19 protein-coding genes are annotated in these 24500 nt (G+C 52.5%); 4 read left to right on the top strand and 15 right to left on the bottom strand.

Features of this window, described 5'->3' with window-relative positions; genetic code table 11:
• Positions 1–302 precede the first annotated feature (302 nt).
• From AC0YNV_RS18220 to yicI, 3 genes are all read right to left on the bottom strand, one after another.
• On the bottom strand, positions 303–1859 hold the full coding sequence (locus tag AC0YNV_RS18220; protein ID WP_475769301.1) for a response regulator transcription factor: 1557 nt from the start codon (positions 1857–1859) through the stop codon (positions 303–305).
• On the bottom strand, positions 1837–3642 hold the full coding sequence (locus AC0YNV_RS18215; RefSeq protein WP_475769300.1) for a sensor histidine kinase: 1806 nt from the start codon (positions 3640–3642) through the stop codon (positions 1837–1839). The genes AC0YNV_RS18220 and AC0YNV_RS18215 overlap by 23 nt, the downstream gene beginning before the upstream one ends.
• Positions 3643–3914: 272 nt before the next feature.
• Positions 3915–6242, bottom strand: coding sequence for an alpha-xylosidase (gene yicI, locus AC0YNV_RS18210; protein ID WP_475769299.1), 2328 nt, complete (start codon positions 6240–6242; stop codon positions 3915–3917).
• Between the two features lie 190 nt (positions 6243–6432).
• On the opposite strand from yicI, the gene AC0YNV_RS18205 reads away from it, so the two are divergent.
• Positions 6433–7347, top strand: a complete 915-nt coding sequence (locus AC0YNV_RS18205; protein WP_475769298.1) for an AraC family transcriptional regulator — start codon at positions 6433–6435, stop codon at positions 7345–7347.
• On the opposite strand, the gene AC0YNV_RS18200 is transcribed toward AC0YNV_RS18205, so the two are convergent.
• Both AC0YNV_RS18200 and cls read right to left on the bottom strand, forming a co-directional pair.
• Complete coding sequence (locus tag AC0YNV_RS18200) at positions 7324–7968, bottom strand: GTP pyrophosphokinase (RefSeq protein ID WP_379112840.1); 645 nt, start codon at positions 7966–7968, stop codon at positions 7324–7326. The two genes, AC0YNV_RS18205 and AC0YNV_RS18200, sit on opposite strands and share 24 nt — an antisense overlap.
• Positions 7969–8003: 35 nt before the next feature.
• Positions 8004–9452 (bottom strand): cardiolipin synthase, encoded by a 1449-nt coding sequence (gene cls / locus AC0YNV_RS18195; protein ID WP_475769297.1) that lies wholly within the window; start codon positions 9450–9452, stop codon positions 8004–8006.
• 163 nt (positions 9453–9615) lie between these two features.
• Between cls and AC0YNV_RS18190 the strand changes: the two genes are divergently transcribed.
• Entirely contained in the window at positions 9616–9804 is a 189-nt protein-coding gene (locus AC0YNV_RS18190) for a hypothetical protein (protein WP_475769296.1), read from the top strand.
• 19 nt (positions 9805–9823) lie between these two features.
• Here the strand turns inward: AC0YNV_RS18190 and AC0YNV_RS18185 are convergent, their stop codons facing one another.
• The 8 genes from AC0YNV_RS18185 to AC0YNV_RS18150 form a co-directional block, all read right to left on the bottom strand.
• Positions 9824–10492 (bottom strand): bifunctional 2-keto-4-hydroxyglutarate aldolase/2-keto-3-deoxy-6-phosphogluconate aldolase, encoded by a 669-nt coding sequence (locus tag AC0YNV_RS18185; protein ID WP_475769371.1) that lies wholly within the window; start codon positions 10490–10492, stop codon positions 9824–9826.
• Positions 10493–10784: 292 nt separating this feature from the next.
• A complete protein-coding gene (locus AC0YNV_RS18180; RefSeq protein ID WP_475769295.1) occupies positions 10785–11099 on the bottom strand; it encodes a type II toxin-antitoxin system RelE/ParE family toxin in 315 nt (104 codons plus the stop codon).
• Positions 11096–11359, bottom strand: coding sequence for a type II toxin-antitoxin system Phd/YefM family antitoxin (locus AC0YNV_RS18175; protein ID WP_475769294.1), 264 nt, complete (start codon positions 11357–11359; stop codon positions 11096–11098). Before AC0YNV_RS18175 ends, AC0YNV_RS18180 begins: the two co-directional genes overlap by 4 nt.
• A gap of 101 nt (positions 11360–11460) precedes the next feature.
• Positions 11461–12327 (bottom strand): helix-turn-helix domain-containing protein, encoded by an 867-nt coding sequence (locus tag AC0YNV_RS18170; RefSeq protein ID WP_475769293.1) that lies wholly within the window; start codon positions 12325–12327, stop codon positions 11461–11463.
• Between the two features lie 173 nt (positions 12328–12500).
• Positions 12501–13424, bottom strand: coding sequence for a nucleoside hydrolase (locus AC0YNV_RS18165; protein ID WP_475769292.1), 924 nt, complete (start codon positions 13422–13424; stop codon positions 12501–12503).
• A 105-nt stretch (positions 13425–13529) separates the two neighbouring features.
• Positions 13530–15446 (bottom strand): YhgE/Pip family protein, encoded by a 1917-nt coding sequence (locus AC0YNV_RS18160; RefSeq protein ID WP_475769291.1) that lies wholly within the window; start codon positions 15444–15446, stop codon positions 13530–13532.
• A 106-nt stretch (positions 15447–15552) separates the two neighbouring features.
• Positions 15553–17571, bottom strand: coding sequence for a Na+/H+ antiporter (locus tag AC0YNV_RS18155; protein ID WP_475769290.1), 2019 nt, complete (start codon positions 17569–17571; stop codon positions 15553–15555).
• 382 nt (positions 17572–17953) lie between these two features.
• On the bottom strand, positions 17954–20854 hold the full coding sequence (locus AC0YNV_RS18150; protein ID WP_475769289.1) for a family 78 glycoside hydrolase catalytic domain: 2901 nt from the start codon (positions 20852–20854) through the stop codon (positions 17954–17956).
• Between the two features lie 260 nt (positions 20855–21114).
• On the opposite strand from AC0YNV_RS18150, the gene AC0YNV_RS18145 reads away from it, so the two are divergent.
• The gene (locus AC0YNV_RS18145; RefSeq protein WP_475769288.1) at positions 21115–22035 is read left to right on the top strand and encodes a helix-turn-helix domain-containing protein; all 921 of its coding nucleotides are present in this window, start codon (positions 21115–21117) and stop codon (positions 22033–22035) included.
• 126 nt (positions 22036–22161) lie between these two features.
• Here AC0YNV_RS18145 and AC0YNV_RS18140 read toward each other — a convergent pair whose 3' ends face one another.
• Positions 22162–23004: an AraC family transcriptional regulator gene (locus AC0YNV_RS18140; RefSeq protein WP_475769287.1), complete on the bottom strand. Its 843-nt coding sequence runs from the start codon at positions 23002–23004 to the stop codon at positions 22162–22164.
• A 135-nt stretch (positions 23005–23139) separates the two neighbouring features.
• On the opposite strand from AC0YNV_RS18140, the gene AC0YNV_RS18135 reads away from it, so the two are divergent.
• On the top strand, positions 23140–24024 hold the full coding sequence (locus AC0YNV_RS18135; protein ID WP_475769286.1) for a phytanoyl-CoA dioxygenase family protein: 885 nt from the start codon (positions 23140–23142) through the stop codon (positions 24022–24024).
• A gap of 37 nt (positions 24025–24061) precedes the next feature.
• Here AC0YNV_RS18135 and AC0YNV_RS18130 read toward each other — a convergent pair whose 3' ends face one another.
• Positions 24062–24436, bottom strand: a complete 375-nt coding sequence (locus AC0YNV_RS18130; protein ID WP_475769285.1) for a hypothetical protein — start codon at positions 24434–24436, stop codon at positions 24062–24064.
• Positions 24437–24500: the final 64 nt, after the last annotated feature.

Raw genomic sequence — 24500 nt, 5'->3', positions numbered from 1 at the left:
GTCCGTCAAGAAGAAACGGCTGAGGCCGTCCTTTTGGCGGCACAGTAAGTTTCTTCCCACAGAAATAGGAGAAATTTTATACGTTCTTTTATTTAGAAAAAGACTGGCTGCGCATGCGGAAACGTCTTTCGATACTCGCAAGTGCTACAAGCATGTCTATCGCTTATCACTTGTCGAGATCGCTGTTGTACCTCTGAATTTTATATTTTGGAACCCTTTATCTGATAAATTCGAGGTACAAAGGCGAACGCTTACGCTTCTACAGACTATTTCCACCTGCTTCGCCTGTTCATCACCGGACTCTATTTCTTCCGGTAAGCGGAAGGCGAAGAACCTTCGTACTTGCGGAATTTGCTGTGAAAATAATCGACGTTCGTGTAGCCGACCTTCTCTGCCACCTGATAGACCTTCAAGCCGCTGTCAAGAAACTCTTTGGCCTTCTCGATCCTGACTTTGTCGAGGTAGGTATTAAAGTATTCGCCGGTCACATTTTTGAACAGCTTGCCCAGGTAAGCACTGTTATAATTGAATACCTCAGCGAGCGTTTCGAGCTTCAGGTTCTCATGGTAATTCCGCTGGATCAGGTCGATCATTTTCCTCATCTGCTTGTCAATCCCTCCGCCTGGCTGCTCGTTAATGAGCGTTTGCAGATAACCGGTTACATGCCGCACAAGCGAGCTGCAGGTCATCTGCCGGTAGATATCGAGAATACCAGCGGAATGGTCCTGACTCACGGACGGATTGGCGGAATGATTCCGTGCGAGTTTGGCAAGCGTCTCCGTAATGATTTGGACAAAGCCGGATTTGATCTTGGGCTCCGGGCATCCGGCGGCAAGCATTCGGTCTGCTGCTTCCGAAACCAGCTGGGCTACGGACATACGGTTGCCGACATCGATCGCGAAATAGATTTTATCGGCGACAGCGGAATAGTCAGGCATCGGCTCGTGATCGGAACCGCCTGATGCCGGGAGGCTGGCCGGGATATCTCCGGGAGCTGCAATCCAATCCTCAGCGTAATAAAAGCGCTGGTTCATGAGCCGCATAACCTCCCCGCAGGAGGCGCCAATGTCCGTCAGACTCCTTACGCAGCCGCCAGAGGCAGCGGTAAATTCCATACTCTGCCGCGCCGCGACTGCAGCGATTTCAGTTTGAATTTGATGACGTGTATCCTCATTATGCAGATCACCATTCAGCAGCAGACCCACATACGGCTCCATGGAAAAAACGACGCCTCTGCCCGATTGTTCGTACAATTCGCATAACCGGCTTTTCAGAAGCGCGGAAGCCCCTGGTTCAGTCTCCTGCTCCACTGCTTGAAACTTGATCAATATAATCTCATAGCAAGCCCACAGCAAGCCCGCAGCCAGAATCTCTTCCTCGCTATAAGCGTTAACCGGCGAGCCTTCCGGCGCAAGCAGGGATTGCACGATTAATTCTCTGGACAAGCCGCTGAACGCGGCCGTCTTCTGTTTGTCTTGTTTTTCCCGTTCGAGCGTCGTCCGGAGCACCTCCAAATACTCGATCAGCTCATCCTCATCGACAGGCTTTAACATGTAACCATCAATCTGCAGGGAGATGGCTTTCTTGGCATAATCGAAGTCGGCGTAGCCGCTTAGAATAAGGACATGAAGGGTGGAGCCGTTCTTCCGGAGCGCCTCAACCAACTCCAGACCGCTCATCCCCGGCATCCGGATATCGGCAATAATCAGATCAGGCGAATGATGGGCAGCCTTCCGGAGCGCCTCTTGGCCGTTTGCAGCGGTATCCACGACCTCATAACCGTACAGCTCCCATTCAATAAGCGTCCGCAGCCCTTCACGAATCGTAGGCTCATCGTCAGCTATCAGCACTTTGTACATGTTTACCGCCTCCTGTCGGAATTGTAAAACTAATCTTCGTCCCGCTATCCGGGCTGCTTGCGATCACAAGTCCATTCTCCCTCCCGTAAGAGAGCTGCAGTCTCATATGCACATTCCGCAGACCGATCCGGTTATTCGCTTCGTCCTCCTGCTCCTCAAGGGAGCGCAGCACGAAATCAAGCCTCTCCTTATCCATTCCCTCCCCGTTATCCGACACTTCGATACGCATCCATTTATCCATCATCTCAGCCTTGATCCGCACATATCCGCCCTCCTGCTTGTTTTCCAGTCCATGGATGACAGCGTTCTCAACAAGCGGCTGGATAATGAGCGGGAGAATATGCAGCTGCTCTGTCAGAGGATCGATTACAAGCTCATAGCCCAGCCGGCTCTCGTAGCGGAATTTCTGAATATCCAGATAGCAGCGGACGACCTCGATTTCGCTTCGCAAAGTCACTTCTTTGCTTCCCGCCTCCAGATTCTTCCTCATCATCCTCCCGAGCAGCCTGACGACCTTGGCTATCTCCTTCTCACCCTTGATATGGGCTTTCATCCGGATCGACTCCAGGGCGTTGAAGAGAAAATGCGGATTAATCTGGCTCGCCAGCATTTTGAATTTGATTTCATTCTGCCTGGTAACAAGCTGGGTCTTCTGCAGATTGGATTCCTGAACCTCGGCGAGCAGGACGTTAATACTCCCGACCATCGCATTGAACTGCCTGGACAACTGGCCGATCTCATCCTTGCCGTCGATCGCAAGCGTCACATCGAGATTTCCCGTAGCCACCTTCGTAATATGCTTGCTTAAACGCAGCATGCGCTTGGAGAGAAGATTGGAGAAGCCATAGATCAGGACAATGGCAACAATCAGGCTGATGAAAATAACAATGGTCGCCAGAATGATAATCTGGTTGGCATCCTTCACGATGGTTTTGACCGAAAATACCGACAAAATCCGGATACCATTCAAGCTGGAAAGGGGAATAAGCGTCTCAATCCGGATTTTGGACGATTGTTCATTGACCACTGCATTATAAGTGCCGCTTTGCTTGTTCACGATACTCGGGTCAAAATCGATCTCCGACAGACCCTTGCCTACCCGGCCCGGCCGGTTGGACGAAATAATATTGTTGTTCTCATCAACAATCATGGTCTCGAAGGTTTCCTGGTTCAGAATCGCATCGAGCATCCGGGAGTTGACGTTGATGACCAGCACGGCGCTGCTCATCTCATCGCGGAAATCAATCTTGCGGATCAGGCTCAAATATTTCTTGCCGTCCCGTTCATCCTCGATATAATTCCAGCCAATCAGGCCGCTGCTGCTCATGGCGGATTGATACCAGCCGGAATTAATAATGGACTCGCTGGGTTGAATAAACTCCCAATTATCCAGCAGCGTAGGATTGTCCAGATAGATGCGGATGTTGGAAATTTCCTTGTACAGGCTGATATATTCCTTGATATCGGGATAATCCTTATAGGCCTTGACCACATCATAGACCGTCTCATATTCCGTAGCGGCCAGACGGGCCAACCGGCTGTCATTGGAAAGACGGTAAGAAATATCATAAGCGGCGTTAATCACCTCCGAGGTTCGCTTCTTGACCCGGTCCACATTCACAGCTGTTTGCTCCAGCGCATTATCCAGCGCCTGATGCCGCAGCTCATTGGTCAGGAACAACCCGACAATCATGACGGGGATGAATACCACAACAATGAAGGAGAGGATCAGCTTAGTTCTCAGCTTTAAATCGTTAATTCCGCGGATGATGATCCGAAACACTGGCCTGGCTCCTTTCTTCTTTGGTAGCTGTACATGATGTGTTTCCGCGTGCTTTCGCCACTTTATCACCGGCCTTCTTGTGGAAGCGCTTTAGCAATAAACGCTTTCTTCATTTTAAACGAGTGGAGTTTGATAAAAACCATTAAAAATTTTCCATTTTTTCAGTTCATAATTAGACATTTTCCCTGCCCGCGCAAAGAACCCCCTCACCTCACAGACAGCTTCCATGTGAGATAAGGGGGTATCTACCGTTTACAGCTGGCGCCACTGGCTTATTGAATCGTAAGTTTGAAGCTCACCTTCGGCGATCCGGCAGGAATGGATACGGTGTTTCCGTCGATCGAAATTCCCGAATGCCCCTCAGCCGAAACGATGGCTGCTCCCCCTTGCAGGGAGAAGCGGAACGGTTTGCCGCTGCCTTCGACATCAACCTGTATGGTTGTTCCCTGTCGGCCTGCGCTTACGCCAAGCTCCGGCTCGCCTTTGATGCTGCGGACCACGGTGCTTGCCGTATGCCCATCCTCCAGATTATACAAGGAAAGCTCGACCCCGTCCGCAAAATCATAGTCCGGACGCCGGTCATTGGCCCCCAGCGCAACGATGGAATTCTGGCGCACAAACAGCGGCAGGCTGAAGAAATTGTAGTTTTCCTTCCGCCAAGAGCCGCCTAGTACGGTCTCTCCGGTAAGCAGATGGGTCCAGGTGCCTTGCGGCAGATAATAGGAAACATCGCCTTGTTCATGGAACACCGGCGCGACCAGAATGGAATCGCCGAGCATATACTGGCGGTCCAGCGTTTCCGTTGCCGGATCCTCCGGAAACTCAAGCACCATCGCCCGCATGGAGGGGAGGCCCAGCTCCGCCGCTTGTCCTGCCGTGTTGAACAGATAAGGCATCAGGCGGCATTTCAGCTTCGTGAAGAAACGCGTCACATCGACTGCCTCTTCATCATAGGCCCAAGGCACCCGGTACGATTTGCTGCCATGCAAGCGGCTGTGGCTTGACAATAAGCCGAAGGCCAGCCAGCGCTTGAAGATATGATGCGGCGCCGTATTCTCGAAGCCGCCGATATCATGGCTCCAAAAGCCGAAGCCCGACATTCCGAGCGACAGGCCGCCGCGCAGACTTTCTGCCATGGATTCATAATCCGCATAGCAGTCCCCTCCCCAGTGAACAGGGAATTTCTGTCCGCCAACCGTTGCCGAACGGGCGAATACCGCCGCTTCCTGTTTGCCGAGCTTGTTCTCCAGCACCTCGAAGACCACTTTATTGTACAGGTAGGTATAGTAATTATGCATCTTAACGGGATCCGAGCCGTCATGGTACACGACGTCTGTCGGGATTCTTTCGCCGAAGTCAGTCTTGAAGCTGTCTACGCCCATATCGACCAGCTCTTCCAGATAACCGGCATACCATTTGCAGGCTGCAGGGTTTGTAAAGTCGACAAGAGCCATGCCCGGCTGCCACATATCCCACTGCCACACGTCGCCATTTGCTTTTTTCACCAGGTAGCCGTTCTGCCTGCCTTCTTCAAAGAGCCGGGAACGCTGGGCGATATAGGGATTGATCCATACGCATATTTTAAGTCCTTTCTCTCTCAGCCGCTTCAGCATCCCCACCGGATCGGGGAATACCCGCTCATCCCATTTGAAATCCGTCCAGTGGAATTCGCGCATCCAGAAGCAATCGAAGTGGAAGACATGAAGCGGCAGATCGCGTTCGGCCATTCCCTCGACAAAGCTGTTCACCGTCGCTTCGTCATAGTTCGTCGTGAAGGAGGTCGTCAGCCACAGGCCGAACGTCCAGGCCGGAGGAAGCGCCGGTTTTCCGGTCAAATCGGTGTATTTGCCAAGAACGTCCTTGATCGTTGGCCCGTCAATTACGAAATACTCCAGCGACTCGCCGGTCACGCTGAACTGTACCTTCTTGACCTTCTCGGACGCGACCTCGAAAGAGACCAGCTCCGGATGATTGACGAACACTCCATAGCCTTTGCTCGACACATAGAAAGGAATGTTCTTATAGGATTGCTCCGAGCTGGTACCGCCGTCCTTGTTCCAGATGTCGACGATTTGACCGTTTTTCACAAACGGCGTGAAGCGCTCGCCAAGTCCGTATACATATTCCCCTACGCCCAAATCCAGCTCCTCGCGCATGAACGGCTGCTTCGCCGGATCCGTAATATAGGCCATCGACTTCTGCCTGGTCCCTGTAATGCGCTGCGAGCCTCTATAGAAATCCACACCCCATTCGGGGCCCTTGCTGATCCGTACCGTAAGTCCGCCGCTCTTCAGCAGCACGGCCTCGTCGTTCTCCTCGATCGTCACATGCGCGCCGGTCTGCTCCGACAGCTCGAATACCGGACCGCGGGCCACAACTCCCTCATGATGGATCAGCTTGACTCCGACTACCCCCGGAAGCGGGGAATGAAAACGTACCGTCAGCAGCATCGTATCGAGCATGCTGGAACGGTTCACGATCGGCCGCGGGGACACATAAGCGGTCAGTCTGTTATCCTCCTGGTCGATTGCATGCGCTTGCACAGCGCCAAGCACCTGGTACCCCTCGCGAATCATCCAATTGCCGTCTGTAAATTTCACCTTAAGTCTCATTCCTTTCAAGGGTCATTGAATTTACACTTTAAAATCCTGCATAGTCGCATTATACTGATATTAAATAGACAAAACTAATAGAATCACGACTTTTTATAACACAATTACGACATTATCATGCGCATATAGACTCAAAACTAATCCAAAGATCCCATTTTCCGTCAAGGAGCTGTTTGCTATGGATCAAATCATACGGCCTCTGCTTAAGGAGAACCGGCTGCACGGCGATACGATGCTGCCTCTGGGTGTATATGAGAACCAGTACATGCCCGGCGGAAAAGGCTTTGACTGCCATTGGCATGAAGAAACGGAGTTTCTCCTGGTGCTGGAGGGCGAGGTGCTGTTCCAGGTGGACACCGAGTATTTTACGGTGAAGGCCGGCGAGGCCGTGTTTATCGATGGCGGAGACATTCATGCCGCATTGGACGTACTCGGCGATACGCCATGCCGGATGACCGCCATTGTTTTTGACGCCGGGTGGCTGGAAAGCGGCAGCTTCGATGCCGTTCAGAAGGATTATATTTCCCCGCTGCTGGAACGCAAAAAAACCTTCCCCCGCCGGATTCTTCCTGCATCCGGTTGGGAGAAAGGTCTGCTTGTCCATCTTCATACGATTATCGACGCTTATCACAAAAGGCAGCCCGGATTTGAAATCCGGATCAAGGCGCTGCTGATGCTCATGCTCGGCGAGCTGTCCGGGGTTGAAGGCCGGGCATGCGACCGCAGCGAGGCCCTCCATTCCGATGCCACCCGTGTCGACCGTCTGAAGACTGTTATCGTCTACATGCATAATCACTACCATCGTTCAATCCGCCTGCGCGAGCTGGCTGACCAGATCCCGATGAGCGAAGGCCAGTTCAACCGCTTCTTCAAGTCCATGACGCGCTCGACGCCGATTGAGTATTTGAATGCCTACCGGATCAGGAAGGCCGGGGAATACTTGTCCGCTTCAGATAAGAAGATCTCCGCCATTGCGATGGATGTCGGCTTTGACAATCTCAGCTACTTCATCAAGGTCTTCCGTCAAACCATGAGGTGTACGCCCTCAGAATTCCGCAAAAAGCACGGTTTACGACCGGAGCAATCCGGATAAAGGATTCGCCAGCCGCTTGACTTCCTCGTTCAGCCCCATCATCCGCTGGTCCAGACTGGCAATCATATGAGCGGTATCCTTCAGCTGTTCACGGATCGACTCCGGCATATCCTCATGGAATTGATAATAAATTTTATGCTCCAGACTGGCCCAAAAATCCATGGCCACCGTACGGAGCTGGATTTCCACATTCACATGCTCGATGCGGTCGGACAAAAATACCGGGATCTGGATAATAACATGCAGACTCTGATAGCCGTTGGGCTTGGGGTTCTGGATATAATCCTTGACCTCCAGAACCTGAACGTCGCTTTGCCTGCTGATCATTTCATACACATGGTAGACATCGGCCGAGAAGGAACAGGTCACTCTGACCCCGGCGATATCCCGGATATGGGCAATCGCATTCGCTGTCGTCACTTCCAGACCCTTGCGGAGCAGCTTCTCGGAGATGCTCTCTGGCGTTTTGATCCGGGTTTTCAAATGCTCGATCGGGTTATAATGCTGCACAAATTGCAGTTCCTCATTCAATATCGTCAGCTTGGTTTCCACTTCGTCCAAGGCGAATTTATAATTCATGAGCAGCCTTGCCCATTCCATTACCATTTTCTTCTCCATCATGATGATCAAGCTCCTGTCTGCTTCCTGTTTCTTTTTTATAATATAGGCGACAGCAATCGTGTGCAGGATTCCTTAAACCGTTGAAACAACGGCCTTTTCTTGTACTCCTCGTAGGTCAGTTCCCTGCTGTCGAGCATATCTGCTTCGAAAATCTCCTTCAACCGGGTTGCCGTGCCCGTATCATAGATAACGGCGTTGACTTCAAAATTGAGCTTGAAGCTGCGGATATCCACATTCGCCGTGCCGACCGAGGCTATATTGCCGTCCACGACAATCGTCTTGGCATGCATAAATCCCTTCTCATAAAGATAACATTTCATCCCCTGCTCCATCAAATCGCCAAGGTAAGAGAAGGAGGCCAGATAGACCATTTTGTGATCAGGCTTGCTGGGAATCATCATCCGGACGTCAATGCCTGACAGAACCGCCATTTTGAGTGCGTCCAGCAGGCTTTCATCGGGAATGAAATACGGCGTTTGGATATAAATGCTTTTCCTCGCGGAATTGATCATCTTGATATACGCGTTCTTGATCTGCTCCAACGTCTGGTTGGGGCCGCTCGATACAATCTGGATGCCGACGGTTCCGCATGCCTCCGCCTCTTTAAACATACCGGGCTCGGATCCGGTGACGATATAGGGGGAAGCCAGATTCCAGTCCAGCAAAAATTGCGACTGCATCTGCTGAACGGAATTGCCTATCAACCGCAGATGAGTATCCCGCCAGAAGCCGAAGCGCTGGTCAATACCCAAATATTCGTCGCCAATATTGAATCCCCCGATGTACCCGATGACGCCGTCAATGATTACAAGCTTCCGGTGATTGCGGTAATTCACCCGGAAGTTCAAATAAGGGATCTTGGACGGGAAAAACGCCGAGACCTGGCCCCCCGCCTGCTTCAGCCCGTCGAAGAAATGCCGCGGGAGATGGTAGCTTCCGATATCGTCATACAAGAAACGGACCTGAACGCCCTCTTTGGCTTTGCGGGTGAGGGCTTCCGCCATGCGCCTGGCAAGAGCGTCGTTCTGTACGATGTAATACATCATATGGATGCTCTCGCGGGCTTGTTCGATTTCTTTGAACAGGCACTCGAATTTATCGGTTCCGTTCGTGAAGATATCCACGCTGTTGTTCTGCGAATACAGCGCATAGCCGCTGGACAGGTTCATGAAGATCATACCCCGGTAATCCGCCATGGCGGGATCGGTGAATGTGATATGATTTTCCCGGAAATCCTTGCGCTGGTTCTCAATCAGAGCCGCCATCATGATACGGCTGCGCCTGTTGATATTGTAAAGCTTCTGCTTGCTGAGGTTCTGGCCGAACAATAAATAGACGGCGAAACCGACCACCGGCAAGAACAGCAGGACCATCAGCCACGCCCAGGTCACCCCGATATTGCGGCGTTCCAGAAATATGACCGTAATGGCAAGAGGTATATTAAGCATGGTAATTATTGTATATAAATGTGTATATATGAACATCCGCGTCTACTCCACCTCTGCCGTCGCTAATCTTTTTTAGTTTACAATAAAAGCAGCCTTATTCCAATGTTGGCTCTTCCTGACGCACGCGCCAAGCCGGAAGAAATGGCTGAAGCCGTCTTTAGGGTAAAGTTGGTTTCCTCCCTTATTAGCTGTGAACCCTGTGAATGCTCTAAAGGCGAACAAAATAAGGGAGCAGCAGATCGAATCCGCCGCTCCCTTATTTAAACAAGAAGTTTCAGGTTTGAAGCAAGAGCAAGCAAGAAGAAGCGGCTTCGCCGACTTTGGGGGCAAAGTTAGTTTCTTCCTCAAAAATATCAGAAAAGCAGAAGCCGCATTTTATACTTTCTGACTGATATTTAAAAAAAGAATTATCCCGCGTTCTTCGCACTGCGGTAGGCTTCGATGTATTGGCCTGCGCGGCTTGCGATCAGATCATAATTACCGCTTTTCACCGCTTCGCTTGTGAGATCCGAGCCGATTCCGACGGCTACCGCGCCTGCTTTGATCCAGTCGCCCAGATTGTCAAGCGATACGCCGCCAGTCGGCATGATATTCGCTTGCGGCACCGGACCTTTGATCGCCTTGATCATGGCCGGCGAGTAGAGGTTGCCTGGGAACAGCTTGACGATATCCACGCCCAGCTCCAGTGCCTCCTGGATCTCCTTGATGGTCATGCAGCCGGGCATAACCGGTACACGGTACCGGTTGCATAAGGTAACCGTAGCCGGATTCAGCGATGGCCCTACCACAAATTCGGCGCCGCTCAGAATGGCAGCCCTTGCGGTTTCCGGGTCAAGCGCCGTGCCCACCCCGATAATCGCGAATTTCGACGGGTCCTTCGTATCGCTGGAATACGACATTGCCAGTTTCTCAATCGCCCGCAGCGCGAACGGAACTGTCATCGTGATTTCAATGACCTTGATGCCGCCGGCAATGCATTGATTCGCCATTTCGATGACTTCGTCAGGGGATTCGCCTCTGAGTACGGCGACGACACCTTCTTGCGCTACCTGCTGCAAAAGCTTGATTTTTTTCATCATCACTCATCCGATCTGTATGTATTTGGAATCTGTCAGCCTATGAATCCATCTCTGTTTCTTATCCTAGCGGAAGAAGGACATTTTGGCAATTCACTTACGTCCCACGGCATCGGCGGATTCCTGGGGATTGAAGCAGCTTATTAACTATAAGCATCCATATGTTTGTGCATAAAAAAAGCGTTGATGGATTTACATCCTGTCTACGCTTTTTTTATCAAATTTTTAATCTCCAATGGTTGGTGGAAATATTCTTACCGATCACTATAAATGTAAATTCATGACGCTATCCTTATAACAGGTTGATCCAATCACGCTTACCAAAAAGGATTCTTACGATGGTCACAGTCCCCGCTTCTTCAGAAGCCACGTAGAAGATCATATAGTTATCCACTAATAACTTCCGTATACCTTGAGCTGCTAATTTCTCATCACCAATCAAAGCATTACGCAGAGGCATTTGCTCCAGTTCATCGATAGTCCCGCTTATTTTTGCCAATAAATGTCGAGCAGCTGCAGGTTCTCTGAGTTCTTTTGCAATATAATCAATACACCTTTTCAAATCATCTTCAGCTGGCTCGGTGATTACAATTTTATAGACAGTCACTCCGGAAGCCCTTTCTTAATGTCATGTAAAGCGTCTCGAAATGATCTTGTTTTATTTTCTTTCATTGCATCCAGTCCCTCATCAAGAAGCTTATAAAGCTCAAATTTGCCCACGAGCTTCTCAAAAGTCTCTATGCTCATAACAGCTAAATCGCCTTGGCCATTTTTAGTGATATAGACAGGTTCGGAATATTTATGACAGAAATCAGAAATCTCATTGTACTTATTTCTCAGATCTGAACTTGGTCTGATGGTTGGCATAATAGATCACTCCTGAACGGTTTGATATATCGTTATTCTATCGCAATAACGATATCCAAACAAGGGTCCCAGCCTTTGAATACAAATATATGACTATCAACTCAGCTCTTCTTCCTGAATTTTAGCGGTGTGACGCCGACGACTTTCTTGAACAGCTGGATGAAATAGGAGACGTTCGGCAAGCCAACCTCGCTGCCGATCCGGTCGATGGGCAGTGACGTGGTTTGCAGCAAACGGCAGGCCTGCTTGATTCTTCTGGCGGTCAAATAATCCGTTATGTTGCTGCCGGTCTCCTGTCTGAACACACGGGAAACGTAATACTTGGAGAGATGCAGCTGCCCGGCCAACTGCTCCAGATCGAATTCCTCCGCATAGCTGTTCTCCAGCCGCTGCATTACCGCTTCTGAATATTTGAGCGGCCTTGGTGCGATGTTCATGAATGCTTCATCCGGACTGCCGCTGCCGGCCGCCTGAATGCAGGACAGCAGCTGCAGCATCAGCAGCGTGATCTCTTCCTCATTCTCCCCCTTCCCGCTCCTGTGCGCTCTCTCGTAAAAATCGCAAATACCGCTCATATATTCAAAATTCCCGGTCAAATCATACGCCTGGCGGTTCGTCTGCCCCTGCCACAACAGATTGAACAGGCTTTGGCGTTCGGGGAATGCCTGCAGCCCCGCCGATATCCGAACCGGATCAAAATGCATAATCGAGCGGACATAAGGACGCTCTGCGCTCACGTTCGCATACACCTTGTGAAGCTGAAAGGGCTGGAAGAAAAACAGCATGCCCCGCTTGACTTCATAGGTCTGTTGTTCCACGATTACGGTTCCCTGGCCTTCATGGACAAACAGCATTTCACAGCATTGATGCCAATGATAAAACCCGCGAAAATTGCTGTCCGAGTAGGATTTATGACCCCACATCAAAGACATGCCATTCAGTGAAACAGGCTCGAATAATAAATTCATTTTCTCCTCCGGGAATGACAATTTAACAACATTTAGATGTATTGTACCATTAACATTCCCGAAAAACAGCAGCCTCCCGACCTGTGAAACGGCCGGGAGGTGATTTTCAATCCATAATAGTGGTTCTTACTGATGGAAGAGCTGCCAAGCAGCCAGCCGCTCTCGCGGATGAATTATTGTCCTCTTGTCTGGAGCTTGGCGAATAAATCCTTGAAAACCGGATCGCGATGAATATGGTTCACATAACGGATGAGATGCCTTGACGAATCCATGCCCCACCGGAAATCTTCCGAAATATGGGGACTTGGAACAAGCGAGCTTGGCGTCCAGTTCTCATTATTCATGAAGGCCACGGTGGAAATATCCCAGATGACCCTTGACGAGCCTTTATGATCCGTTATGCAATCCCGATAGACTTCATATAAATAATGGCCGATTTCACCTTGGTCCTTCACATAATCCCGTATTTCCGAGAGAGTGGTAAGCAGATGGGTTGTTACGCCCATGCACGGAATCAACACCAGCGGCACGCCGCAGTCCATAATCGTCCGTGAAGCATGAATATCCTGAAATAAATTAAATTCCCTGGTATCGTTCCACTGAAAAGAATGCCCTCCCAGCCATACCACAACGATTTTGCGGATGATCTCCGGCTCCATCAGGATGGCTGAGGCGACGTTGGTAATTGCGCCGATCGAAAGCACATAGAGGGGATCGTCCTCCGATGAAGCCATGGCGCGCTCTACGAGATTGCGGGCGGCCTCGCTCTCCACCGGCGTATCCGGTCCGGATAAGTAACGATCCGATCCGGGATAAGCCGGGATCCCGCTGTTCATCAAGCCCAGAATTTTCGTTAATTCCTTGTAGCTTTTCTCCATGCCGTCCTTCGGGCCATCGGACAGCTCATTGTGGAAGGGCGCTGCGTAAAACGCTTCCATTTTCAGACGTTCCGGAGACAACAACGCATAAACAACCGCGAACTGATCATCGATTTCATTATACGTATCCGTATCGAGGACAGCTCTTACTGTCCGCTTGGGCGGTTCCAGACGGCGAACCCGCTCTTCATTCGTAAGCATTGGAAATGACAAAGGCATGGATGGACTTACCTCCCGGAGATATTGTCGGAAATTCGAGAATCCCGCTTTATTAAGATAGCATGACCCGTAAATCTTTTCTATCGGGAATGAACGGGCAGCAGATTATTTCCCTTCAACGGGTGTTCCCCTGCTGTACAGAGAGAGCAGAATAATCGTAATCACCAGAGCTCCCGCCCCGAAGCATAATAAAATCACCGAGTCCATCCTCACCAGTCCGTAATCGCCGGTTGATATGATATTGCGGAATCCGTCAACCGTGTACGATACCGGCAGAAAAGCATGAATGCGCTGCAGGATTTGCGGTCCCAGCTCGACAGGAAACGTTCCCGAGGTAGCCGTCAGCTGGAGCACGAGCAGAATGACGGCCACGAATCTCCCTACATTATCACCCGCGGTCACCAGCAGCTGAATCAATGCCATAAACACGAAGCTCGCCAGCAGCCCGAAAAGCACAAAGTACGGCTGGTTCAGCGGGTGCAGTCCGACTGCATGGATGATAATCAGGCTCATCAGCAGTACCTGAACGATAGAAACAACCGCGAGAAAGCTGTATTTGGTCAAGCCCCAGATAAATCCCGAAGGCGCAGGAGAAGCCGGCGTCCGCAGAGGAAAAACCGTACTGAGCAGCAGCGCTCCCACATAAAGGCTGATGGAGAGAAAAAAAGGCGCCATGCCTGTCCCGTAATTGGGCAGCTTGTTAATTGATTCCTCCTTCAGCCTGACGGGATTCGCCATCATTTCATACAGCGGCTGCGAGGCATGAAGCCGGCTTAATTGATCCGCGCCTTCGCTTAAGGAAGAGCCGAGCTGGCTGCTGCCCTCTATCAGTTTGGCTTCTCCTTCAGAGAGCTTCTCAAGTCCGCCAATCAGTCCGTCCCACCCTTCCCGGATCTCATGAATGCCTGCCGATACAGATTGCGCTCCCTTGCTCAAATCAGACGCCCCTTTGGAAAGCTCCCTGAGCTTTCCGCTGATTTGAGCGGCTCCCGCTGCCAGCTGCCCCTCTTTGCTGCTTAGCTCCGCAACACCCGTATTCAGGCTCTTCAAGCCTTTCACCAGCGGATCAAGCCCAGCCGATGTTTTCGCTGCTGCTGCGGACAGCTTGACCATGTTCTCATCAGTGGCCAGATCAGGATGCCCGCTGATGAACTGCTTCAGCAGCGTATTGATCCCCTGCATCCCCGAAGCAAGCTGGCCCGCGGCTTGTTCCAGCTTCTTGCCCCCTGCCGCGGCCGTGGACAAGCCCTTGCCGAAGGGAGCCATGCCCCTGGCAATTTCCGCTGCTCCTGTCTGCAGCTGCCGGGAGGCTGCTGCGAGCTTCGAAGCTGCCTTCTTCAGGCTGGCTCCGCCTTCATCCAGCTTGCTGACCGCATCCTGCTGTCCCTTGACACTGCCGAGCAGCTGCGAGGTGCCGGCAGACAGCTGCTTCAGGCCGTCGCCAAGATCGGCTGCTCCTCCGCTCGCCTGCTGCAGCCCGTTCTTCAGCTGCTCAAGCTGCTGAAATATCGTTGCAGCATAGTTTTCGCTCAGCTGATTCGACAGCTCGAGGCGAATTTTCTCCACGCCGGACTGGCCGATTTTGAATACGGAATAATTAAGCCCTTCATTGCTTACCACTGTGAGCTCGAGGGGAGTGGGCTGATTGGCCGTCAGCGTCGTGGCCCGCTTCGAGAAATCCTCCGGGATCATAATACTGAAATAATAATCATTGCTGCGCAGCCCCTGCTCGGCCTGCTCCCGGCTGATGAATGCCCAGTCGAAAGCATGATCCTTCTTCAGCTCATCGGTCAAATCATTGCCGATCGCATAGGTTTTGCCTTCATAATTGACGGGATGGTCTTCATTGACGACGGCAACCGGAATTTTCTCAATATGGGCGTAAGGGTCCCAGAACGCCCACAAATACATCCCGCTGTACAGCACGGGAATGAACATGACGCCGATAAGCGATACACACAGCATGGGCGATCTGAGAACGGATTTCCACTCCGAAATGAACCAGGCGAGATTGCTTTTCATAGGATTCTCCTTTTGGATGCTGAATCGGCATAAAGGGGCAAGCCATCCTATTATTCACAATCCTGGTTTCTCTTATTACGCGGCGGCTGGTCCGGGTATCTGATCATCAGGCGAACTCCTCTTCCTCGAAGAAGGAGGCTTCGCGGAAGTTGCTGAACATCCGCAATTTATTGGCCATGCCGTGCGTGATCTCCCCTTTCTCGTATAGACTCTGAATTTCATCGCGTTCGGTCTGAATCGCCATGATGTGAATCCCCTTCACATCCAGAGCCGCCTGATGCGTTTTCTTCCGACCATGCATGCCGCTGTTCAAACGCTCAATCATCTCATGATAGTGGGAGATGACCGCAAGCGCAGCTGACTTATTATTTTTATCCGTCATTTCTTCAACAGCGGCGATAGCGGCTTCGGCAGCCTGCTTTTTGACTTCTGTCAATGTCCGGATATCCTCGTCCGTGAGCGCTTCTTTTGGATGGCCCATGAGCTTTACGATCAGTTTTCTTGCGACGACAACCGTCAGCACTGCCGCATATTTAACCCGGTTGGTAAGCATCAGCTCCGTTTGGTTAAGCATGAATTGAACACGCCGCACGGCTCCCGGATGGATTTCCCCCTGTTCGAAAAGCCGCTTCACGGTTTGCCGCTCCGCCGCAAGCGCATAAAGATGGAGACGCTTGGTCAATGCGCGGACCTCAGCCCCTTCTTTGGTGCTCGACCCTTCCGAGCGGATATGCAGAAGCTGTCTGCGGTAATCCGTAATAACGGTCATCGCCGCCGCCTTATTATCCTCCTGCATGGATTCCTTGATGGCGCTGACAGCCGCGTTCATAATTTGAATTTTGGCCTGCTTCAACCGCTCTTCCTGGCTCTGCTGCCCCTTCTGCTGCGGCGTCTTCTCCATAGGGATCAGCGGCAGTATGAAGCTCGCGACAATCAGCGTGAACAAGATAACGCCTGCGCTTAGGAAAATAATGAGCGACCGCTCGGGAAACAGCGTTCCATCGTCGAGAAACAGCGGGATCGAGAATGCGCCTGCAAGCGTAATCGCGCCGCGGACGCCGGACAAGGAGGTTAACAAAGCAGCCTTGAACCTACGGCCATTCTGCTCGCGGTTAACCAGTGCACTGAACAGATAAACCCACAGAAAACGAAGCACGATCAAGGTAAGGGAAATGACGACAATATAGCCCATAACCTGAACATTATTAAAGGCTTTATCCTTGAAAATCGCAGCGAGCACGCTTGGTATTTGCAGACCCAGAATAACAAAAACCAGCCCGTTCAGGATAAACAGAATAACCGACCAGGTGCTGGCCGATACGAACTGCAGCTTCATCGTCAACGACTCCGAGCGGTCCCTCTCAATCGCGTGGACAATTCCCCCCGCCACAACCGCCAGCACTCCCGACACATGAATTTCTTCGGCAATCAGATAGATCGCGAAAGGGGTCAGGATCTGGAGGAGCATATGCATGGTGATATCTTCAATCCCGTAACGGCGCAGAAATACCCGAAAACGGATAATGAGAAAAGCCGCCGCAGCGCCGCACAGCAGTCCCCCAAGCGCAATCAGCAGGAAGCTTGCGGCGGCTTCCCCCAGGGAGAACGAGCCCGTAACCATGGCGGCAATGGCGAATTTGAAGGCAACCAGCCCTGAAGCGTCATTCATCAGCGCCTCTCCCTCAAGCAGCCGCATAATACTTTTGGGCAGTTTGATCCGCCCGGAAATCGCGCTGACGGATACCGCATCCGTCGGAGACAAAATCGCTGCAAGCGCATAGGCCGCCGGCATCGGAATGGACGGGATCAGCCAGTGAATGACATGCCCCCCTACCAGCATGGTGGCAAACACGAGCCCCAGCGCAAGCAGCAGGATGGGAGCCCGCATATTCCACAGTTCATCGCGCGGTATCCGTTTGCCGTCATTGAATAAGAGCGGTGCGACAAACAGCACGAAGAACAGGTCAGGGCTCAGCGGTATCTCGAATCCGAAAGGGATGACCGCAACTATCATGCCAAGCGCGATCTGAATTAATGGAACCGGGATGAAGAAGACCAAGCGGTTAATCATATTGGATAAAGCGATCAGACCCAGCAAAAACAAGACAAGCAGAAAAATCTCCATAAGCGAAATCGTCCTTCCCGCCTTCGGCCCGGCAGTAAATAGGTAATGATAGCATTTGCCCTCTATCCCAAATTAAACAAAAATAGCGCAAAATAAGCTGGGCGTCCCCTTTTATTTGGCCGGGGTCGTCTATATTCGGAAGTCCGGCGAGAAACGTTTGGCTGACTATGCGGGAGACGATCTTCCGATTTATGCACGGTACAAAGTTGTACGCATGTGTTTCTTTATAAGTTTGCATCCTCTGTTCCGCCCCGGAACGGCAAAAACTCCGGCCGCAGGAACAGAGGCCGGAGTTTAATATGCTGAAAACGTAAAGGATAACGCACGCCCCTTCAGGCGCGCGTCTTAAGGGGGGAATGACTGTGGTCAGACCATATGAATTTTATATGAGAGTCAGAGAACCCTTCTCCGGGGTTTTGACGATTTGAATCTCGCCGGTGAGTCCTTCGGGAATCAAGATATCCAGTTCGACATCCTCCGGCGCGGAAACGCTCAGCTTCATGAGATTTCCTTCCACATGCCATTCAACTTCAATCCGTCCGCCCTGCGGCAGAGGGACCTTGCCTTTGGCCCAGCTTAAGCCGCATGGCTGGGGCGCGATTGCCGCGCGGCGCCAGCCGTCCTCCACCCGCTTCACGCCGAGGATGCTTTCGCCGAGGAAGTAACCGGGAGCCGCCGACCAGGCATGGCAGTGGCTGCGTGTCAGCATATCGGCTGAAGCGCGGTTCTCGGCAAAGTTCGGATACATCTCCCAGCAGGTCGTAGCGCCATGCTCGATCATTTGGCCATAGTTGGCGCGGATATCCTCCAGCATCAGCCCGTAATGCCCCGCCTGCGCCAGCGCTTCGTAATAGAAGAAGGACATGAACGGACTGCCGATCTGAACGAAAGACTTCGGCGGCTGCACGAGATAAGCTGCGACCCGTTCCTTCCGCTCCCCTTCGGCGATGCTGCACAGAGAGGCGACGACCTGGGTCTGCATGCTGAAGATATCCGAGCGTCTTCCGTCCGTATGAATACAATCCAGATAGGCCTGCTGCCCCTCATCCCACAGCTGTTCGTTAATCGCCGCAAGAAGCGAACCCGCCGCACCCGGGAATGCGGAGCCTGCTTCACCCGCCGCTGCCGCAAGCCCGTCCGCTTTGCGCAGTGTCTTATAGAGAAACATATTCTGATGGGTGACAATGCCTTCATCCGGTTGATCCATAGGAGCCCAGTCCAGCAGGTTCCAGCCCTTGATATTCAGCAATCCCGAATCGTCGATGTGGGTCAAATAATGCTCCAGCGTATGGCGCACAGCCGGCCAAATCTCAGCTGCGTATGCACGGTCTCCCGTATGCTCGACATACTCCGCGCAGGCGATCGCCCAGAAGAAGGTCCAGTTCGGGATAACGCTGTTCCATGCGCTTGGCACCTGATCGAGATAAAGCGGCGTAATGTCGGCTGAGCCGGGCACCAGATTCAGGCAGCGCTTGACGATATCCAGGCTTCCGTAGACATAGAAATTGACCAGAGCTTCATTGCGGCTGTCTCCCACCCAGAATACCTGCTCATATGCGGGACAATCCACGAAGGTGTCTTCCATGCACAGCCGTGTCGTATGGCGGCTGATTTCCCAAATCTGGTTCAGCAGCGGATCGGAGCTTTGGAATGCGCCCGCTTCCGTTACCGGATAGTTGCTCTGATTGACATATACATCATACAGCTTAACCGGCTTGGCGGCTCCCCTCACGGTTAGAATCATATACCGGAAGCCCCGGCGTACCGGCGACAAATACTGCTGGCGGCCTTCCCGGCAAATATACCGGATCGTGTTATCCAGTCCATAGGTATGCTGACGGTAATCGCCGTTCATATATTCCAGTCCGTAGAGATCGATGACGGCGCCTTCCTCCGCCTCCACCTCAAAGCCGATAAAGCCTGACCATTCCTTGCCGAAATCGATCACAAGCTCGCTGTCGTATCCATCTGCGGATACAGGAACCAGTCCCGGCTCCGGCGAAGCGATAATGCCCTGCTCCAGCTGAGCCGTCACATTGCCGCGGATGACGTCTGTCCGCCACATATTGGCTCCCAGCACATCCTGCTCGTTGTAATAGGCGGCAGGCAGCGGCCTGATCCAATCCCGGAAGGCATCCATATCCTTCTTATTCCTGATTCCGGCGGCAGCCTGATACTGAGGCTGCCCCAGATCCAGACGGCGGATGCCCTTATACGTCACATTGACGACCGTGTCGAATGGACCGATCATGGCAAAAGGAGTCTCCCCGGCGCTCCCTCCGCTGATCGGCGAGCGGAGCTCGAAGAATTCGGCGCTGTCCACCGCGATGTGATAGCTTCCGCCATGATCGCTTGCGGAGATATCGATCAGCAGCAGATGCTCGCCCGCATCCAGCTGCAAATCGCTGAATCTCTCGGGCAGTACGCCATACCAGTCTCCGCAGCGGATGCCGTCCACAAAAACATTCTCCGTGCGCAGACCGCCGGCAAAGCCAAGCGTGACCTTGGCGCTTCGCTCCAGGGTCAGAAGCGTCGCCAGATAGCCGCTGTATGCCGAATTGTCGGCATGATCCACCGTGCCGGGCATAAATGCGGCCCTCAGATCAAACGCGCCTGTCCACGCGGGCGTCTTCACCCATTGGAACGATTCGATCCGGGAAGGCTTCATCTTCTCTTCCGTTAGAAACGGAATATCCCGCGGCACAAGCGATTTCCACGGACCGCTGCCGACCGCGCCGATGGAATAGACAGAGGCCCAGTCCGTATCGTCGAAGCCGTTCTGGTTCCAGCTCTCATCCCATTTGCGGGCATCGTAAATATCGGCAAACCCCTGCTGGCATGCCATCCGGGGAGAGCGGGGATCCTGCGCCTCCAGCCGCGAGGTCTTCCATGAGTCATCCGTCGCCACGATCAATCCGCCTGCACCGTCTGTCTGCCTGCTCCCGAGCTCGGCAATCAAGCCGCCGCGCCCTCTGATATAATAAAAATTGGCTACGCCAAAATGCATAACGAGCACGGCAATCGTATTGGACCTGCCGGCTTTGAGCAGATGACCGACCTCATAAGTGTCATAAAACTGTTCCTTGGGCCATGAGCGGACAGGTCCGCGGCCAACCTGGGTACCGTTAATATACAGCACATACCGGGAATCGGCGCTGATGCGCAGCTCCGTCTCACCGGGATTTTCCGGGACCTCGAAATTGCGGCGGAAGCAGCGCCATTCATTGCGCGGGCTCTCCTCCTCCCCTCCCCATATCCACTGGGCAGACCATTCCTTGCTCATCCTTCTCCCAACCTTTCCTATGCAAGCTGCCAAGAATCCCGATCAGAAATTCTGACCGCTCTTACGAAAACCATCTTCCTCCCGCTCCGGCGATATCCATCTCCGGTCTTTACGGAAGCTCGTCATTCCTCTCGTCCATTGTAAGCGATTTAATCAGAATAAATACGGTTGTTCCTGCCATATTCACGGGGGTATAATGACATGAGAGCTTGAGAACAGGCCGAGCTTATCTATTACTTCCCATGAGGAGTGACTCGCATATGGTGCAAACCCCGATTGATTTGACGCCGTGGACCTTATTTGAGGAGGATGCCCTGCCCTTCTTCTTCAACCGCGTGAACGAGTCGTTCCGGCTGCAGCTGCATCAGCATGACTTTATGGAACTGGCATACATCGATGAAGGCTCGGGCTTTCATTATGTGGAGGAAGATGTCATGCAGGTAGCCAAGAACGATCTGTTCATCCTCCCTATTGGAGTTTCGCATGTGTTCCGCCCCACAAGCCCGCAGCCGAACCACCCGCTTATCGTGTACAACTGCATATTCAAGCCGGAGCGACTGGCGGAGGAGCTGGCTTCTTTTCCCGGTATCGGTTCGCTGGCTGGTGCCATGCAGCTGCTGCGGATTCAGCCCGGCGGCGGCTCAATATGGCATCGGCTCCAGGATCATGACGGGCAGATTGGAGCCTGGTTCCAGATGGCTTATCGCGAATATATGCAGCGCAGACCGGGATATATCGCCAGGCTGTACAGCCTGTTTCTTGAGCTGGCCGTCATGCTGGAGCGTCATCTTCAGGGAAAAGGCCATTCGGCTGACCTCGCCAGGGGGATGAACGATTCACTGGATATGGCCGTACAGTATATGGATCTTCATTTTGCAGAACCTCTCACCGCCCGTCAGCTGGCAGAGGCCTGCAGAATGAGCGAAAGGCATTTTCACCGGCTGTTCAAAATCCAGCTGGGCTGCACCTTCACGAGCTATGTCCAGAATAAAAGGATCGAGAAAAGCTGCAGTCTGCTGGCCCATACCAGACAAAGCATCCAGGAAATCATCCAGCAGGTCGGCTACCAGGACATGAAATATTTTTTGATCATTTTCAAAAAGAAAACAGGCTTCACTCCCAGTGAATATCGGCGTTTGAATGCCCTTCAACCGCGTTCAGATTCTGCTGGAAACGGCTGAACAGACAGCCAAGGAGGACAGCTCACCGCCGCAATTGTTGCGGCTTCCGCTCCGAACCCGGTCAAGCACCCTGCCAGACGGCCGGAGACCTCCGTCAGCTGTCACTTGAGCTTTCTTATCGATCGGCTATTCCTTGCTCCACTGTCTCTGGCGGTAATGCAGGGGGGCTTGCCCGGCTTTTCGTTTGAAGAAGCTGGAGAAATGGAAGGTATCCTTGAAGCCCAGCAGAAGGGCAATATGCTCGATCGGCAGATCCGTCTCCTGCAGAAGCTGCTTGCCTTTGGACAATCGCAGGCCCATCACATATTCGTAAGGCGAAATGCCGGTTCTGGTCTTGAACAGCTTGGACAAATAGCTGCGATCCAGTCCTACGTAGGAGGCGACATCCTGAATCTGGATGTTTTTGTCATAATGCTGCTGAATGAAGCTCCGGGCCTGCAGGATATACTGCTCACCCTGTCCTCTCTCCCCCGATCTGCCGTCCCGATTCTCGCCCCGGCAAATTTCCGCCAACATGCTGCTCAGGCATCCGGTATAGAAAAGCTCATCCCTCCGCTCATCCCCGCCCTCATAACCGAACAGCTCTCCAAACAGGCGATGAAGCCGGTCGGGCTGCAGATGCGTGATCACCGGATGATCAACATCGATCCCAGCCTGCGTCAGGAAGACATTCACCAGCTCCCCGTTAAACCCGAACCATGTATATTCCCACGGCTCCAGGTCATCCGCCCGGTACATCGCAAGCTCCCCCGGGAACATCACAAAGGCCTGACCCGCCGCAATCGGATAATCCCTGTCTCTTACCCGGTACTGCCCCCGCCCGCTCATGACCAGGACATATAAATAATGATCCCGCATTGCCGGCCCATAGAGCCATCCCGGGGGACAGGACTGGCTCCCGTAATAGCTCATATACAAGTCGCTCATATGCTTGGGGACCATATAACGATCGATGTTGGGCAGCGCCATATTCACACTCCGTTCGGACTTCTTGCTCGTAATCAGCTATCCCTCTTATAACACAAATATACAAATAGATCCAACATTCAGACATGGGAAAGGAGCGGCCTGTTTTGATATCTTGAAGACAAAGGAGATGAGCAAATGAAGGTAAGCATGGGAGTGCATCAACTGGAAATGGAAGGCCCGTATTTGACGGCGCTGCGCGAATCCAACGATATCCGCGAGGATGCGGCGGCTTTGCAGGCCAGGATGGAAGAGGACGGATATATATTTATTCGGGGTTTTCATGACCGCAATCAGGTGCAGCAGGCCCGTGCCGAAATTCTGAATCAGCTTCATCAGAGCGGCAGGCTGGCGCCCGATGCCGATCCGGAGGCTGGACTTGTCAGCCCCGACAACAAAAGTGCTTTCCTGGGGGGCACCAATACGGACAAGCCGGCCTTCCTGGAACTGGTCAATTCACCCCGGGTGATGAATTTTTTCACAAATTATCTTGGCGGAGCGGCGTCCACCTATGATTACAAATGGCTCCGCGCCATCGCAACCGGCGGCTCAACCGACGCTCATTACGATATCGTCTATATGGGCAGGGGAACGCCTAATCTGTATACGCTGTGGACTCCTGTCGGCGATACCCCGATCGAGATGGGCACGCTTGCGATTCTGCTCGGCTCGCACCGCTGGGAGCATGTCCGCAGCACCTATGGGCAGATGGATGTCGACCGCGACAGGACAGAGGGCTCGTTCTCCCGGGATCCGCTGGAGCTTATCGAGAAATATGGCGGACGCTGGGCAACAAGTCATTTTGAAGCGGGGGATGCAATTTTCTTCGGCATGTTCACGATGCACAGCTCCACCGTCAATGTGACCGACCGGATCCGCATCAGCTGCGATACAAGGTACCAGCTGGCCAGCGAGCCGGTCGACGGACGCTGGATCGGCAAAAAGCCCACGGCGCATGAGACCGCTTTGGAAGCGCCGGTCAAAACGATGGCGGAAGCTAAAAAGGAGTGGGGACTGGCTTGATGCCGGTCCTCCACTCCTTTCTTTTATAGAACGTTGATCAAGGTGCGACTCTGGGTGTGAATCCGCCGCGAATGGGCGATACAGGGCCGCCGATTGGCGCAATCGGCACAAGCGGGCCGGCTGGATTGAGCGGTTCAAATGACACGCCCGGACCTGGGATAATCGGATTGACCGGTATCAGCTCGCCGGCCTTATGCAGCTTCGGAGCGACGGCTTCGCCGCGGCAGACCATAAAATGATAATTGGCAAAATTCAAATCTCCCGTCGATTTGTAGACGAAATCGAACCAGCCGTAGCAGCCCATATCGTCGGCATGGGTCGTTTCCGCCTTGGTCACGAGCGAGGCTCCAAAAACAAGGCTAACCGCAAGCGCCAGACGAGCTGTGTTATTCATCAAACGTTTCTTGTTCACCAGCCATCATCCCTTCTCAACTGTATGTAATAAGAAAATCCTCATGCCCGCAGCCCCGTCATAA

It is taken from the genome of Paenibacillus sp. JT31N11, assembly GCF_056269285.1.
This window is presented reverse-complemented; position numbering and strand designations above follow the sequence as displayed.